We start from the raw sequence: 16,105 nt of genomic DNA, 5'->3' as shown, positions 1-16,105 counted from the left end.
GTCATCCAAAATCATTGTTATCGTCAATGCTTTGTATGCTATGTGGATGAAAGCGTTGTGACAAGCCCTTGTTGTTGTTTAAACGTCAAATGGTGTCTTATCAATGCTCATCTGTTGAAGAAGCAGACTCAGCATCATCTTCTTTATAAATAAATTTCGGCATTTCCAAGCCAAAATAAATTGCAATTACACGTAAAGTAAAACCAAATACTAAGGTGAAAATCACGGTAAGATCGTGCTGCAATCCGATCTCTAAACAGACCCAATAACAGATCACCGCAACAAAAGAAATACTAGCATACAACTCACGGCGGAACACCAAAGGCACATCATTACAGAGAATGTCTCGTAGGATACCGCCTGAAACTCCTGTTAACACGCCTGCCACGGCAGAAACTACAAAACCATGCCCCATCGATAATGCAATTTGACAGCCAATAATCGTAAAACCAATTAAGCCCATGGCATCGAGCAATAAGAATACACTACGTAAATGCTTCATCCATTTGGCGATAATAATGGTCACAAACGCTGCACAGCAAGTCAGAACCAAATATTCAGGATGTTTGACCCAAGTTAAAGGATAATGACCTAGCAAAACATCTCGAACTGAACCACCACCCAAAGCTGTCACACATGCAATCAGCGTTACCCCAAACCAGTCCATACTACGTCGTCCTGCTGATAACGCCCCTGTCATCGCTTCCGCAGTAATGGCAATAATATAAATCACGGTGAGTAACATCTGCCGACATCCCTAAATCAGGCATCAAAGTGTGCGCTATTTTAAGGCAAACTTAGATGAATTGCGCACAACATTGTTTAAATTTTTTCCCTGAACCGCAAATACAGGGTTGTTTCATGGTGATTTGCAGATCCAAGGTTGGATCAAGAAAATACCAGTGCTGCTGATGCAAAACAAAATGAGAGATTTCATGATGAACGTGTTGCTGTTTTCCATCATGGTAATGGGCCTTGAATTCTACCAAGGCATGGGTTTTATCCAGTTTTGGCTGGTGCTGCACGACTTCTAATTTTAGCCACTGATTGGATTGACTCCAATCTGCAATCGCATCTCGATCCAAACCGGTTTGCTGCCCCAAAGCGGTGGTTTCCAAAATATAATCAATCTGTTGTAAAGCAAAAGCACTGTAACGCGAACGCATTAATTGCTCTGCATTTTGAGCAAATTGTTGTTTCAAATGCAAAGGTTGGCAACATGTTACATATAGCCCACTTCCACATGGGCAATTCTCTGTCAATGTCATTTCAATACTCAAATAAAAATAGCCTTGAGCAAAACGACCGTAATCACGATCGTAAAACTCAGAGGCTATTTAAAACAAACTTAATTATGTATCGGCTAACTTTTCTTCGGCAATAATACGCACTTTTTCAATTTTGTGCCCATCCATTGTAACAACTTCAAAGCGATAGCCATCAGCTTCAACCATTTCCCCATTTTCAGGTAAACGACCTAAATGGAACAACACATAACCAGATAAAGTTGAATATTCTTCACTTTCATCAACCAGATCTTTACCTAATAACAGTGATACATGGCGAATGTCCGTTGAACCTTCTAATAACATTGAACCATCATCCAAACTGGCAGCCACAGCTTCCAATTCGTCTTCATCAGGGAACTCACCTGCGATCGCCTCTAATACATCTATCGGCGTTGCAATTCCCTCGATAGAACCATATTCATTTAAAACGATGGCAATTTGTAATGGAGCCTGACGTAACTGCTCCATCACCATTAATACTTGCGCATTTTCATGCACAATCACAGGCTCACGTAAGTGTTTACTGAAATCAATTGCACCTGTTTCAATATATTCATTCAACACTTTATGCGTTAAAACAACACCTTCAATATTGTCTAACTCACCACGCGCAATAATCAACCGCGAATGAGTCATTGTCATTAAACGTTCTTTCAATTCGGCTGGGTCAGCATCAAGGTCCAGCCATTCCAATTCAGGACGTGGTGTCATCACCGATTTCACAGGACGTTCAGATAAGCCTAAAACACCCTGTACCAATACGCTGTGATAGACGCCATTATCTTCGTCAAACACTTCTTTGGCATAGGCTTGAGTCGCTAAAACATCTTCGGCTTCTTTATTTTGGCCTTCACTACCATTACCTTTACTGCCCAACATACGTAATACTGCAGAAGCTGTGCGATAACGTAAATCAGTCGTCGTCACCAATTTCTCTTGATTACGACGCATGGTCTGATTCACGATTTCAACTAAGACAGAGAAACCAATCGCAGCGTACAAGTAACCTTTCGGAATATGGAAACCAAAGCCTTCAACCACTAATGAGAAACCGATCATCATCAGGAAGCCAAGACACAGAATCACCACTGTTGGATGCTTATTCACAAAATCCATCAGCGGTTTGGATGCCCAAAGCATAATACCAACAGCGATAATCATTGCTAGCATCATGACACTTTGATGCTTCACCATGCCAACCGCAGTAATCACACTATCTAAAGAAAAGACGGCATCCAAAACGACAATCTGAACAATCACCATCCAAAAAGTCGCATGTACAGGATTTTCTTCTTTCAGTGTTTGGTGACCCTCGATTCGTTCATGTAACTCCATCGTCCCTTTGAAGAGTAAGAACACACCACCAAACAGCAAAATCAGGTCACGACCAGAAAAGGCATGGTCAAAAATATGGAATAGTGGTTCAGTTAGAGTCACAACCCATGCAATTGCAGCAAGCAATCCTAGACGCATAATTAAGGCGAGAATCAAACCAACTCTACGAGCAGCATTACGTTGTTCTGGTGGTAGTTTTTCTGCCAAGATTGCAATAAATACTAGGTTATCAATACCTAGGACGATTTCAAGCACCACCAATGTGGCTAAACCAACCCATGCAGCAGGATCAGACATCCATTCAAAAATCATTGATGTGACTCCTCTGCAAAATCAGCAATATCGTTATGAAGTTGAAATTTTAAAAGGTCGGCACAAATAGCCAAAACATTTTTTTTAGGAAATAAGAACAAAGCGGAGCGACAACAACCACTACTCATAGAGGTACATAAATTAATAAAAGGATTTTCAGTATAGGCAAGATTGCAGTGAAATTCATCTTTTTTATGTGCTTGTTGTTTTCAAATTTTTTCTAAAATTCATGATATTGTTTTGTACGTAAAGTGTGCATAAAACTGTCATAAAAGTCATTTAACCTAGACAAGCATAATGAAAATGATAAGGTGAAAATAAACCGAATGAATAGTGTATTTAGAATGACAGATAAAAAAACCATTTCTTCTACCCCCAGAAAAACCACCCAATCTCTGATTGCGTTATATTGCGGTTCTCGTACAGGTAACAAACCCATTTATCGAGATAAAGCCATCGAACTTGCTCAACACATCGCGAATCAAGGTCTTGGAATTGTCTATGGCGGGGCAAGTATTGGCTTAATGGGTCAAGTTGCAGATACTGTACTCGAACATAGTGGTGAAGTAGTCGGTGTAATTCCTGAGTTTATGTTGGACTATGAAATTGCACACAATAAATTAACAGAGCTTCATATTGTTGAAACCATGCATGAACGTAAAGCATTGATGGCAGAACGTGCCAGTGCTTTTATTGCTTTACCTGGTGGTTTGGGTACTTTTGAAGAGATTTTAGAAATAGCGACTTGGGGCCAACTCAATCAGCACCAAAAACCGATGATTATTTATAATGTTAATCGTTTTTATGATGCCTTGATTGCTCAACTAGATCATGCTGTTGAAGAAGGATTTTTACCTCCTCAACATCGTGCCAAAGTGATTATTTGTGATTCGCTTGAACAAATTACCAATGTAATTAAAAATTTGAATAGTCCTACACGTATCGAAGTCTAAAATACTGAGTATAAAAAACGGATCAAATTGATCCGTTTTTTTATGCCAAGAGTTTATTGAAGATTAACTTGGTAAACAGCCGTTGAACCACTGACTTCATTACCAACCACGAGCAATGGCTTACCATTTGGAGAATCTTTTGCAGAGACAAAAATCAACCCCTCAGGTCCTAAATCACCCTGCTGCGCAATATCTGTTTCTACAAAGTTACGGGTAGTCAAGTATTCAATGAACTTAGGTTTATTCGGCGTAGTGATGTCATACGCCATAATGCCACTCATACGTTCCAAACCAATAAAAGCAAAGGTTTTCTTCCCGATTGTGCCCACAGTAATACCTTCTGGTTCTGGGCCTTTGGCAGCACTTCGCTTATCAAAAGTGACTTCTTCATGATCACTATTAAAGTATTTAGGGAATAACTCTGCTATTTTCTTTTCAAATTCGCTGCCCGAATCCCAAACAAGTTGACCTTGGGTATTCCAGATACTAAATGAACGTGCACCATAGGCATAGAGTTTGTCATAAACCAGATAACCATCTGCATCCAGTTTTGGTGAACCGTCTTGATTCACTTGGTATCCTTTGGTCCACGTCACTTTTAAACGACCTAATTGACCATCTTCACGACAGCCTTTTGCATCTGTTGCTGTTGCGCCACAATAACCAAAAGTTGATGCATTTAATCGTGCACCTTTTACGCCTACAGCGATTTTCTGTAAATGCGCTGGATACTCATCTTTGACTTTATTGGTAAAACCACTACTCTTAAACAGGTCTTTAACGCGAATTTCTTCTACAAAGCCCTTACTGGTATCACCACCAAAATATGCATCAGCATCTTTTAACCAAGCGCGTGAATCCCCTTCATTGGCAGTCACCAAATAAGTTTGTCCATTCACCTGATAGTTCGCAATCGAATCTGGTTGATACATCCCCACTAAACCTGCCCACGGTTTGATATTGATAATTCCCTTATCTTTATCTTTGGTATCAATAACACCATCACCATTACAATCCGTTTTTGGATCACAATCCCGATCACTCACATCTAAAGCATTCTCAACCAAACTATGCTCTTTATAGCCTAATGGATAAATATCGGTGACTTTCTGTTGTGCGATATCTATTCTCGCAATTGCATTATTTTCTTGTAACGTGACCCAAGCGGTTTTGCTATCTGCTGAAATGGTTATATATTCAGGTTCTAAATCTTGAGCAACGCTGGCATTTGGACCAAAGATACGTACTCCTTTGGCCAATAAATCTGACTTTTGATTATTCCATGCACTAAAACCTGCCACACTGGCTTTAGGTTGCTTAATATTGCTGATATCAATAATGCTGATTGAACCTTCAGGATCAACCGAGTAATCATCATTCGGTTCTGCTTCATTTGCGACTAAAACCGTTTTAGCATCTGGACTAAAAGTCAGCATATCAGGTAAAGCACCCACACTCACTTTGCTAATAAAACTGAGATCTTTGGCATTAAAAAACACCACCATTCCAGTATCCGTTTTATTCTCAGCTTGTACTGCAAGCGCAACAATGCCATTTTTCACAGCAACACTATTTACTTCAGAATTTGCTAAATAAGTTCGCGCTGAAAGCTCTGCAATATGTACAGGCTGTGCTGGTTTAGATGCATCTAAAACATCGACTAAACCTTTTTGTGCATTGACTACAAATAAGCGTTTACTTGCCGCATCATACGCAGGAATCTCAGCTGCACTTTTAACAAACACCTTGGTTTCATAACGCCCTAACAAACTTAACTTCATTGTTTCAGGCGTTGCGTCTACAACCTCTGGTGAGTTCGTAGCGTTATCATTCTCATTACAGGCAACCAACCCGACAGACAACAATGTTGTCAATAAAACTGAAATCTTAAATTTCATCATCAAATTCCATACCCTTATTTTGTATGGTTAATTTAGTGATTGGAGATGCAAGTTAGATGACACTTTAATGTCAGTTCCATGACCACTCTTTGACAATTTTGGTCTTTATTTCCAATAGGGTTGCATTAAACTAGAACCGATTTCTTATGTGTCAGAACTCATGACCACGACAACACACCAAGCTGTACAGCCCGAATTTCGATGGTTGGTCATATTGGTTTCGATTGGCTTTTTTATGCAAGCCTTAGACACCACCATCGTGAATACTGCAATACCAGCAATGGCGATTCAACTGAATGAAAATCCATTACAAATGCACAGCGTAATTGTCGCCTATGTATTATCTGTTGCAGCCTGTATTCCCTTGAGTGGTTGGTTAGCCGATCGTTTTGGGATTCGTAATATTTATCTCAGCTCTATGGTGATTTTCAGCTTGGCTTCATTGGGATGTGGCTTATCGCAAAACCTAGAACAATTGTTGTTTTTCCGTGTGATTCAAGGTATCGGCGGCGCCTTATTGATGCCTGTAGGCCGTTTGGCTTTATTAAAGCTAATTCCACGCTCCCAATTTCTTTCAGCCATGAGTCTCATGAGTTTGGCAGGGCTAATCGGTCCACTGATGGGACCTACATTAGGCGGTTGGTTAGTTGAAGTCGCAACATGGCATTGGATTTTTCTGATTAATTTTCCGATGGGTATTCTCGGTATGATCATGACATTTAAGATCATGCCCAATCAAAAAGAGCCGACGGTGAAAACTTTCGATTTCAGCGGTTTTATCTTATTGATGGTCGCAATGGTCGGTTTATCCTTAGGCATTGAAAATATGGCCTCCTCACAATATTCAAATCTTGTGAGTATCAGCTTATTGTTGATCGGCATAATTGCCACAGTTAGCTATGCCTATCATGCGCATACCCATCAAAATGCGCTATTTCATGGGCGTTTATTCCGTTACAAAATCTTCTCAATCGGTGTATTAGGTAATTTCTTCGCACGTTTGGGAAGCAATGCTATTCCTTTTATTTTACCTTTGATGTTGCAAGTCGCCTTTGGCTTTGAACCTTTCATTACAGGATTAATGATGATTCCAATGGTACTCGGTTCATTATTTTCCAAGCCCATTATTCGCCCCTTGATTCAACGTGTGGGGTATCATCGTTTTCTACTCACCAATACCATCTTAGTCGGATTATGTATTGCGAGCTTCTCATTCATGACAGCAGTGACTCCACTGTGGTTGAAAGTCTTACACTTGTTTATTTTTGGCACATTAAATTCGCTACAGTTTGTAGGCATGAATACGCTCACTCTCAAGGACTTGCCACAACACGATGCCAGCAGCGGTAATAGTTTCTTATCAATGATTATGATGCTGTCTATGAGTATTGGGGTCGCAATGGCAGGCACACTGATTAATCTATTCAGTCAGCACTTTTCAACGACATCAATGAGCAGTGCTTTCCATGCCACATTGATTACACTGGGTTGTATTAACATCATTACTGCAATCATCTTTTGGCAGATTCCGAAAGAAACTACGGATGAGTCTCCATAAGAGAATGTCTAGGATTACTCTCAATACATCATGTAAATTTGTGGAACAATTGAGCCATCAGATGATCAATCTAAAAGCTAAACCGAGTACAATCTCTGCATGATCAATACTGTAAATCCAATACGCAACTCGATCTTGCATAGCATAAAATATGGCAAAGAAACTCTTGAAGCACTCGCTCTCTCAACATTACCCAACGGTGACTAGCATCGCTTTAACAGTGATGCTTGGGCTTGTGAGTTATTTCGGTTTGTTCTATCAACAAAAAGCCGTAGCACAAGATTATTCAATCCGTGGATTTGATGTATCACATCATCAAGGTGAGATTAACTGGAAAAAGATCTCTCCGATGCAATACCAATTCGTGTATCTCAAAGCCACCGAAGGTGGCGATTTCAAAGATCAAAATTTTCAGCAGAATTGGCTCAAAGCACGTGAAAGAGGTTTACATGTCGGTGCGTATCATTTCTACCGTCTCTGCCGTGATGGCACCGTTCAGGCTGAAAATTTTATCGCTACTGTGCCAAAGAAAGCAGATGCCTTACCGCCTGTGATTGATCTTGAATATGACAGTAATTGCATTAATACCTATACCAAAGAGCAGCTACTCAAAGAAATTCAGATCATGAATGATCAACTCCATAAACATTATGGCAAACAACCTATTTTTTATATTTCCAAGACTTTTTACCACATTATCTTGATGGGTAATTTTAGCAATACCCCATTATGGGTGAGAGATTATGAGGGTAAACCTGAATTAAAAGATGGACGGCAATGGCTCTTTTGGCAACATAGCCAAAGTGGAAAGATAGAGGGTATTCCAAAACCTGTTGATCTAAATGTCTATGCAGAATCGCCAAAACAGTGGCGAATCTTTTTAAAACAACAAGGCATCGTAGATGCCAAGTGAACTGCGCAAAATCATCCATATTGATATGGATGCCTTTTATGCATCGGTTGAACTCAGAGAGCTCCCTGATCTCAAAAACTTGCCTGTGGTGATTTCATCACACCACCCTCGTGCTGTAATTGCTGCAGCATCCTACCCCGCTCGCGTATTTGGCCTACGCTCTGCCATGTCGATGGGGCAAGCTAAAAAACTCTGCCCTCAGGTTGTGGTGATTGAGCCGAATTTTGAAAAATATCGTGAAGTCTCAGCTCAAATTCATCAGATTTTCCAACAATACACTCCTCTGATTGAACCGCTATCATTAGATGAAGCTTATTTAGACGTGACTGAGAATCTAAAAAACATTCCGAGTGCGACTGAGGTCGCTGAACACATTCGTGCTGATATTTTTGCAGTAACAGGACTCACTGCGTCCGCTGGTGTAGCTCCCAATAAATTTTTGGCAAAGATCGCCTCTGATTGGAACAAACCTAATGGTTTATTTGTGATAAAACCCCATCAGGTACTCAATTTTATTCAGGATTTAGCTCTCAATAAAATTCCAGGGGTCGGTAAAGTCACTCAAGAAAAATTAAGTCAACTGAATTTACACACGCTCGGTGACCTACAAAAAATAGAAGAAAATATACTTATTCATCATTTTGGCAAATACGGAAAACAACTGTATTTATATGCTCAAGGGATTGACCATCGTCCCGTCAAAGCTGAGCGAGAACGCCAACAAATATCAAAAGAGACCACCTTTGATGATGATTATACACTTGAACAATGTCATCACACTTGGCAGCCCCTAGCTGCGCAAGTGTGGCGTAGTCTAAATAAAAAACAATTAACTGCTCGAGGAGTCAATGTAAAACTTAAACTTAAAAATTTTCAGGTTTTACAGCACAGTAAAAGTTTCAAACAAGCGCTACAATCTGAACAAGACTTAGCACAAGTCATCTTTCAACTACTGAATGAAATGCATATTGACCCGACTTTTCAATTCCGTTTAGTCGGTGTTGGCGTCTATCAATTACAGCCCATGCAACAAGAATCTCAACTTTCTTTGTGGTAGTGGCGTTTTTTTACACAAAAGCATATCCCAAACTAAAATTTATGTTTGCTTTTTATGCGGTTTTCAGTACTCTAGGCGGCGCGGTAACATTATCCTTGTTGCTTGCCCTTGCTAAAGAAATCCTCGCTTTTAGCATTTGCTCCTGTGGTTAGCGTGACGATCAAATCCGAATATTACAGGGCACTTCAGGTGTCCTTTTCTTATTTATCTTTTATAAAAATTCTCAACATTAGTTCTCTCGATCCAGACTTCAGTTAAACTAACATCATAAAATTAGAAAATATTGATTACTGATCATTATGAATCAAAAACAAATTCTCTGTATTGAAGACGAAGCCGCAATTGTGTTGCCACTACGTTATGCGCTTGAACGTGAAAGATGGAGTGTCAGTTGGGCAAATACAGGAACGCAAGCACTCGAATTACTCTCTCAACAGACTTTTGATTTTATTATTTTAGATGTAGGTTTACCTGATCTCAATGGTTTTGAAGTCTGCAAACAACTGCGTCAAAAATATCAAACACCTTTATTATTTTTAACAGCTCGCGATGATGAAATTGATCGGGTTGTCGGTTTAGAAATCGGTGCTGATGATTATTGTACCAAGCCTTTTAGTGCACGTGAAATTGTGGCAAGGATTAAAGCCTTTTATTTTTCCAGCAACGCAGGCTGGTTCGCATGGAAAGCTTTGCTGCCTGATTTATACAAAATTACACTGTAGTTAGGGGCCATGCAGTACAATCAGTCTATGTTTTTTTCATTAGGTTACCATTATGACTGTGCAAAGACTGCATGTCACTTCACGTTATTGCGAAGTCGCAATTTCAGGAAATCTAGTTCATTTGGCAGGTCAACTGGCAGATGATACCAGTGTCGATATTACTGCACAGACACAACAAACTTTAGATAATATCGATCGTTTACTCGCAGAAGCAGGTACAGACAAAACGCATATTTTATCTGTCCTTATTTTTCTAAAAGACATTGAACAAGATTATGCAGCCATGAATGCGGTTTGGGATGCATGGATTGCTGAAGGTCATCCCCCAGCACGTACCTGCGTAGAGTCTAAACTGTATACGCCAGATGTTTTGGTTGAAATGACCGTGACAGCAGTACGTCCATAATCAATTAAGATCATTTTGCTGCTAGAACATTATATTTCATAACTCGTTCCGTTTGCGGCATTGTGGTTGCTGTGATTGAAACAGGCATGATCGGTTCAAATAGATCAGGAACTAAGTTCTCACGTAACTCTTGCTCCGTTGGAATACTGCTATAGCGCAATACTCGATAACCCGCTAATTCTAATAAGCTGTCTTGATAATGCTTCTGATGTAGACGATTCACATATGACTCGTCTGCAATCTCAATAATTGCAAGCACTTGATGTTGCTGATCGAGTACGACAAAATCAGCAACTAAACCTTGATATTTACGGCGCGTATGCGCAAATTTTGTTGTTAATAGCGCATCAAAAGAAACATGCGCCAAAATCGTATGACGAGGTAATACAGCTTGTAAACGCATCAAGGTAATTTGCTCAGAAATATTGAGAATACCACGGCGTTTTAATGGACTATCTTGACGCCGATTAGGATGTAGGCGTCGAAACACAAGTGCTGTAATCAACAGCAATCCAACTATTGTTATGAAATAATACATTTCTAACGAATCCCTTTAGATTTTTTATAATCATTTTGGCTTTGAGCCATTTTTTTAATCAGTAACAACGATAGTTAAAGTCATTTTAGCAGTGTAACTTAAATTTTTTTAATCGTGTTTCCCTCGTCGACCAAAGTCGTAAAAGCATCCTGCATCTATATTTATAATCATCAGTAGGCAAATATTCAAGCAGATATTGTCAGTATATGTTTCGATAAATTGTACTTTTATAACTAGATTGTGACTACCCTACCATTTGTGTACAAAAAAGAAGGCATCATGATTGATGCCTTCTGTTTATCCATTTAACGCTTTGGTTTCACTTTAGGTTTTGCTTTTCCTGAGAATGGTTTTTTGTCACCTGTTTCACGTGGCGGTAAACCTGTATGTTGCGTTAAGATCTGCCCTTTTTGTGGATGTTTCTGACCTGATTGTGGCTGAGATTGCGCTTGACCACGTTTCGCTGAATCACCTGCAACAGTTGAGTTCTTTTTACGTGCCGATTTATATTCACCTTCAGCCGTACCTTGTGGCTGATAGGTTGGGATCAGATGCTGCTTCGAATTACCAATTAAATCAGAACGCCCCATCTCTTTCAGTGCTTCACGTAACAAAGGCCAGTTATTTGGATCATGGTAACGCAAGAATGCTTTATGCAGACGGCGACGCTTTTCACCTTTCACGATATCGACATTTTCAGTATAACGTGCCACTTTAGACAACGGATTTTTGCCTGTGTAGTACATCGTGGTCGCAGTGGCCATTGGTGATGGGTAGAAGGTTTGTACCTGATCAGCACGGAAACCATTTTTCTTCAACCAAATCGCCAAGTTCATCATGTCATAATCGGTGGTACCCGGATGTGCTGCAATGAAGTATGGAATGAGATATTGTTCCTTACCTGCTTCCTTACTGAAACGCTCAAACATTTGTTTAAAGCGGTCATACGTCCCAATTCCCGGTTTCATCATCTTCGACAATGGGCCTTGTTCAGTATGCTCAGGTGCAATTTTTAAATAGCCACCCACATGATGCTGTACCAATTCTTTCACATATTCAGGGTTCAATACCGCAAGGTCATAACGTAGACCAGAACCAATCAAAATCTTCTTCACACCTTTGATTTCACGCGCTTTACGATAAAGCTGAACAAGAGGTGCATGATCGGTATGTAGGTTTTGACAAACCCCTGGATAAACACAAGACGGCTTACGACAATTTTTTTCAATTTCAGGGTCGTTACAATGCAAACGGTACATGTTTGCAGTTGGACCACCTAAGTCTGAAATGATGCCTGTAAATTGAGGTGCCGTATCACGGATCTTTTCAATTTCACGTAAAATTGAATCTTCAGAACGGTTTTGAATAATACGCCCCTCATGTTCAGTAATTGAACAGAAGGTACATCCACCAAAACAGCCACGCATGATATTGACCGAGAATTTAATCATATCAAAGGCTGGGAAACGTGCATTTCCATAAGAAGGATGCGGTAAACGTGCATAGGGTAAATCAAACACATAATCCATTTCCTCAGTGGTCAGAGGAATTGGTGGTGGGTTGATCCAAACGTCCCGCTCACCATGACGCTGCACTAAGGCACGTGCATTACCCGGATTGGTTTCCAGATGCAAGATGCGGTTGGCATGGGCATATAACACATGATCATCAGCAACGGCTTCAAAAGACGGTAAACGAATCACGGCCAATTCACGTGGAGGTAATTTATGTTTAATCGCTTTTGATGGCGCAGGCTTTAACTGCACAATCTGTGTATCTGGATCGAGCTGGTCGCCTTCACGCACGATTGGATTGGCAACGATTTCTTTTTGGAAATTTTGATACTGCGCTAATGAGTTACCTTTTTCTTTTTCAACTTCACAGCCATCAATATCTTCAGTCATGACATAAGGATTAATAATTGGATCGACACGTCCAATGGTATCCACGTCATTACTGGCAATTTCAACGAATTTGGCTTTAGATGCTTTATTATGCTTATTAATAATAAATGCTATACCACGAACATCTGTAATTTCGTGGATTTTCTCACCTTTGGCTAAACGATGCATCACATCGATAATCGCACGCTCGCCATTACCATACATCAATAGATCAGCTTTTGAGTCCATCAAAATAGAGCGGCGAACTTTGTCAGACCAATAATCATAATGTGCAATACGACGCAAGCTGCCTTCAATACCACCAAGCAATACAGGAACGTCAGGAAAAGCTTCACGGCAACGCTGACAGTAAACTGTTGCTGCGCGGTCTGGACGCTTATTTGCTTCATTGTTTGGCGAATAGGCATCATCGGAACGAATTTTACGATCTGCCGTATAACGGTTGATCATTGAATCCATGTTCCCTGCAGTCACACCCCATGCAATGGTTGGCTTGCCTAGAACACGAAAGCTCTCTGCATTGGTCCAGTCTGGCTGTGCAATGATGCCGACACGGAAACCTTGTGCTTCGAGTACACGCCCAATTACACCCGAAACAAAAGACGGATGGTCAATATAGGCATCACCACAAACCAAAATAAAGTCACACGCATCCCAGCCGAGTTGATCCATTTCTTCTCGTGACATCGGCAAAAATGGTGCGGGTTCAAAACACGAGGCCCAATATTTGTCGTAATCAAACAGCGCTTTTGGCGCGGTCTGCATAGTGTAGGCAGTAGACATGGCTTGCGAATCTCGGCTAGCAGATGGAGGAGAGACATCTAAAGATGAAAGCCGATCATATTAGCATGAATTCCATTCATTTTTATAGATCAAAAAACAAACAGAAGCATTTCCCCAAAAAGTATTTGTAACTTATTGAGGAAATAACATCATAAGATGTTGATAATTACTCTTCTTCGTTCAAGAAGCCTTCTTTAATTCCAGAAGGTAAATCTTGATGCCACCACGTATAAATAGAAGCTTTAATTTCTTCATCTTCATCAGGATCATTCAATGGTTCATCATCTTCACGAATAAGCTCATCGCCATCAAATTTGAACCAAAACTCCCATGGATCATCATCACCACAGCCCCAAGCTTGTGCATGAATATCAGGTAATAAGCCTTTTAAAAATAATAAAATATTTTCAATGTTTTCATCGCCATTTGAGCCATGGGTAAAATCTAGGACAGCAAACCCATCAATATAGTGTAATGTCTCTGGCGCAAGATCATGTTCAATCGAATCAATCAAATCAACTAGCTCTTGAGTAATCTCATCCGCTTGCGGATTAATGAGTAAAGCTGTCTGAATGAACTTTTCTTCATCTCCATGATGTGTAGTAAATAAGACCTCTAATTGTCCCATGATTGTTGAGTCAGGATGTTTATAATAAACTCGACTATGTAATTCCATCTTATCTCCCCCAATTTTAATATTATCTCTACACCCAAATAGGTGCTTGTTTAAATTACTAAATTTTCAGGAATTTTATCAAGTTTATGCGACTTTATTTGTTGTTTTAGTTTCGTTTTTCATTAAGTGTATCGCGAGCGCAAAACCAATCACTAAGACCACTCCGACACTCAAATTAATTCCAATCCATCCAAAATGCTCCCAGACCAAACCACCACTACTCCCAAGCAAACTTGAGCCGATGTAATAGCAAAATAAATACAGCGAAGAAGCAACTGCCCGATATTGTACCGCCTGAACGGAGACCCAACTACTGGCTGTCGAATGTGCCGCAAAAAATGAAAAAGTGAAAATCGTCAATCCCAGTAAAATTGCCCAAAGCAAAGGAATAAGCGTAATGAACAGACCAACCATCATGCTAAATAATAAAAAAGGCAGCACTTTTGCTCGACCATATTGATACCCCCATCGCGCAGCTTTCGGTGAACTATAAATTCCAGCAAGATAAGCAATCGAAATCAAACCAATCCATGTTTGTGATAAATGAAATGGCGCTTCTAATAAGTGGTAACTGATATAGTTAAAAACTGTGACTAGGCAGCCCATTAAAATAAAGCCTTGGGCAAATAAAATTCGTAGTTTCGAGTCTTTTAAATTTTGCTCAAACGCGGCTTTAAAACGTGAAAATCGGAATGGAAATGGCTTGAAATGCTGTGATTTGGGCAACAATAAATAAAATAGACAAGCAATAATAAAATTTAGAAAACCAATGATATAGGTTGCAGATTGCCAAGAAATAAAGTCAACCAATACCCCTGCAATTAAACGTCCACCCATGCCGCCAATCGCTGTGCCAGAGATATACAATCCCATCGCAAAACCGATATCTTTCTGCGCAATCTCTTCGCCGATATAAGTCATTGCAACGGCTGCGACCCCACTCACGGCTAAACCAATGAGAATACGGGTGCTGAGAAAAATCTCCCAAATTGGAAACGAAGCACTAATCAATAAGAGAATCGAAACGAGGAATAAGGCACAAACCATGATCGATTTACGTCCAAAACGATCAGAAATAAAACCTGTGAATAACAGACCAATTGCTAAGGCGACGGTAGAAAAGGATAAAGGAAAACTACTATGCGTCGGTGTAACCTGAAAGAATTTTGCAAAAATTGGCATCATGGGTTGTACACAGTACAACGATGAAAAGGATGCAAAACCAGCAAAAAATAAAGACCATAAAATCGCAGTAAACGATTTTGAACCATATTCGATATGGGTTTTGACAATGTCCGACATAAATCAGCTTTTTCTACAGGTCTGGTTTGATTTTAGTCTCTTTTAGACTCCCTGTAATGGCTGCCTTTAAAAAACCCTGAAAAGTTGTGCATAGCATATAGTTTTCTGCAAAATGACCCTATATTTTGTAGGCTAAAACGTACATAAGTTGCGGTGATTGGCGAATAGCTGATAGCAGGTTTATCCCCTAAAATACAAATCATGCAGAGACAGGATGTCTCATTCAGAACAACAAAAAGCACAGGACGTGGTCGTTGACAGGAGTTGGCGGTAAGAAACCAAATATGAGAAAGCCTCGACAGGATGTCGGGGCTTTTTCTATTGATAAAGAGATATTCACATAATCATAAAGGGTAATCCCCCCTAAAAATAAAAGGACGTAAAAGTAGAATTTTCTCTTAAGATCAAAGCAGGAGATTCTGCATGAAAACATCTAAATTTACTGACAGTCAGATT

The 16,105-nt window shown here is 39.9% G+C and carries 13 protein-coding genes and 1 pseudogene; 6 read left to right on the top strand and 8 right to left on the bottom strand.

From position 1 onward, the window contains the following. Positions 1 to 100: 100 nt before the first annotated feature. The 3 genes from CDG59_RS09830 to CDG59_RS09820 form a co-directional block, all read right to left on the bottom strand. On the bottom strand, positions 101 to 745 hold the full coding sequence (locus CDG59_RS09830) for a trimeric intracellular cation channel family protein (protein WP_087545102.1): 645 nt from the start codon (positions 743 to 745) through the stop codon (positions 101 to 103). A gap of 52 nt (positions 746 to 797) precedes the next feature. Continuing rightward, positions 798 to 1,268 (bottom strand): YchJ family protein, encoded by a 471-nt coding sequence (locus tag CDG59_RS09825; RefSeq protein ID WP_087536519.1) that lies wholly within the window; start codon positions 1,266 to 1,268, stop codon positions 798 to 800. Between the two features lie 84 nt (positions 1,269 to 1,352). Beyond that, positions 1,353 to 2,936 carry a TerC family protein gene (locus CDG59_RS09820; protein WP_087545100.1) on the bottom strand — a complete coding sequence of 528 codons (1,584 nt, stop codon included), beginning with the start codon at positions 2,934 to 2,936 and terminating at the stop codon, positions 1,353 to 1,355. Positions 2,937 to 3,262: 326 nt separating this feature from the next. Between CDG59_RS09820 and CDG59_RS09815 the strand changes: the two genes are divergently transcribed. Next, on the top strand, positions 3,263 to 3,889 hold the full coding sequence (locus CDG59_RS09815; RefSeq protein WP_087536517.1) for a TIGR00730 family Rossman fold protein: 627 nt from the start codon (positions 3,263 to 3,265) through the stop codon (positions 3,887 to 3,889). A 53-nt stretch (positions 3,890 to 3,942) separates the two neighbouring features. On the opposite strand, the gene CDG59_RS09810 is transcribed toward CDG59_RS09815, so the two are convergent. Continuing rightward, positions 3,943 to 5,787, bottom strand: coding sequence for a choice-of-anchor I family protein (locus CDG59_RS09810; protein WP_087545098.1), 1,845 nt, complete (start codon positions 5,785 to 5,787; stop codon positions 3,943 to 3,945). A gap of 163 nt (positions 5,788 to 5,950) precedes the next feature. Here CDG59_RS09810 and mdtD point away from each other — a divergent pair, with 163 nt between their 5' ends. The 5 genes and pseudogenes from mdtD to CDG59_RS09785 all read left to right on the top strand — a co-directional run bounded on the left by mdtD (position 5,951) and on the right by CDG59_RS09785 (position 10,446). Beyond that, complete coding sequence (gene mdtD, locus CDG59_RS09805; protein ID WP_087545096.1) at positions 5,951 to 7,348, top strand: multidrug transporter subunit MdtD; 1,398 nt, start codon at positions 5,951 to 5,953, stop codon at positions 7,346 to 7,348. 151 nt (positions 7,349 to 7,499) lie between these two features. Further along, positions 7,500 to 8,261: a GH25 family lysozyme gene (locus CDG59_RS09800; protein WP_087545095.1), complete on the top strand. Its 762-nt coding sequence runs from the start codon at positions 7,500 to 7,502 to the stop codon at positions 8,259 to 8,261. A gap of 1 nt (position 8,262) precedes the next feature. Further along, positions 8,263 to 9,318 carry a DNA polymerase IV gene (gene dinB, locus CDG59_RS09795; protein WP_171295027.1) on the top strand — a complete coding sequence of 352 codons (1,056 nt, stop codon included), beginning with the start codon at positions 8,263 to 8,265 and terminating at the stop codon, positions 9,316 to 9,318. A gap of 296 nt (positions 9,319 to 9,614) precedes the next feature. After that, positions 9,615 to 9,971, top strand: a pseudogene (locus CDG59_RS09790) (response regulator); the annotation flags it as partial. 121 nt (positions 9,972 to 10,092) lie between these two features. Continuing rightward, positions 10,093 to 10,446, top strand: coding sequence for a RidA family protein (locus tag CDG59_RS09785; protein ID WP_087545091.1), 354 nt, complete (start codon positions 10,093 to 10,095; stop codon positions 10,444 to 10,446). Positions 10,447 to 10,456: 10 nt separating this feature from the next. On the opposite strand, the gene CDG59_RS09780 is transcribed toward CDG59_RS09785, so the two are convergent. From CDG59_RS09780 to CDG59_RS09765, 4 genes are all read right to left on the bottom strand, one after another. Continuing rightward, on the bottom strand, positions 10,457 to 10,984 hold the full coding sequence (locus CDG59_RS09780; protein WP_087545089.1) for a DUF2726 domain-containing protein: 528 nt from the start codon (positions 10,982 to 10,984) through the stop codon (positions 10,457 to 10,459). A 305-nt stretch (positions 10,985 to 11,289) separates the two neighbouring features. Then, positions 11,290 to 13,671, bottom strand: a complete 2,382-nt coding sequence (locus tag CDG59_RS09775; protein WP_087545087.1) for a YgiQ family radical SAM protein — start codon at positions 13,669 to 13,671, stop codon at positions 11,290 to 11,292. 166 nt (positions 13,672 to 13,837) lie between these two features. Beyond that, positions 13,838 to 14,347: a hypothetical protein gene (locus CDG59_RS09770; protein WP_087545085.1), complete on the bottom strand. Its 510-nt coding sequence runs from the start codon at positions 14,345 to 14,347 to the stop codon at positions 13,838 to 13,840. 84 nt (positions 14,348 to 14,431) lie between these two features. After that, complete coding sequence (locus tag CDG59_RS09765; RefSeq protein WP_087545083.1) at positions 14,432 to 15,649, bottom strand: MFS transporter; 1,218 nt, start codon at positions 15,647 to 15,649, stop codon at positions 14,432 to 14,434. Positions 15,650 to 16,105 lie beyond the last annotated feature (456 nt).

It is taken from the genome of Acinetobacter sp. WCHA29 (assembly GCF_002165335.1).
Classification (GTDB): domain Bacteria; phylum Pseudomonadota; class Gammaproteobacteria; order Pseudomonadales; family Moraxellaceae; genus Acinetobacter.
The sequence above is the reverse complement of the archived record's forward strand: the minus strand, read 5'-3'. Positions and strand labels throughout refer to the sequence as shown.

Excerpts from the sequence above, each read along its gene's own strand:
- CDG59_RS09830 (WP_087545102.1), bottom strand. The coding sequence starts at position 745 with ATGTTACTCACCGTGATTTATATTATTGCCATTACTGCGGAAGCGATG.
- CDG59_RS09825 (WP_087536519.1), bottom strand. The coding sequence starts at position 1,268 with ATGACATTGACAGAGAATTGCCCATGTGGAAGTGGGCTATATGTAACA.
- CDG59_RS09820 (WP_087545100.1), bottom strand. The coding sequence starts at position 2,936 with ATGATTTTTGAATGGATGTCTGATCCTGCTGCATGGGTTGGTTTAGCC.
- CDG59_RS09815 (WP_087536517.1), top strand. The coding sequence starts at position 3,263 with ATGAATAGTGTATTTAGAATGACAGATAAAAAAACCATTTCTTCTACC.
- CDG59_RS09810 (WP_087545098.1), bottom strand. The coding sequence starts at position 5,787 with ATGAAATTTAAGATTTCAGTTTTATTGACAACATTGTTGTCTGTCGGG.
- mdtD (WP_087545096.1), top strand. The coding sequence starts at position 5,951 with ATGACCACGACAACACACCAAGCTGTACAGCCCGAATTTCGATGGTTG.
- CDG59_RS09800 (WP_087545095.1), top strand. The coding sequence starts at position 7,500 with ATGGCAAAGAAACTCTTGAAGCACTCGCTCTCTCAACATTACCCAACG.
- CDG59_RS09785 (WP_087545091.1), top strand. The coding sequence starts at position 10,093 with ATGACTGTGCAAAGACTGCATGTCACTTCACGTTATTGCGAAGTCGCA.
- CDG59_RS09780 (WP_087545089.1), bottom strand. The coding sequence starts at position 10,984 with ATGTATTATTTCATAACAATAGTTGGATTGCTGTTGATTACAGCACTT.
- CDG59_RS09775 (WP_087545087.1), bottom strand. The coding sequence starts at position 13,671 with ATGTCTACTGCCTACACTATGCAGACCGCGCCAAAAGCGCTGTTTGAT.
- CDG59_RS09770 (WP_087545085.1), bottom strand. The coding sequence starts at position 14,347 with ATGGAATTACATAGTCGAGTTTATTATAAACATCCTGACTCAACAATC.
- CDG59_RS09765 (WP_087545083.1), bottom strand. The coding sequence starts at position 15,649 with ATGTCGGACATTGTCAAAACCCATATCGAATATGGTTCAAAATCGTTT.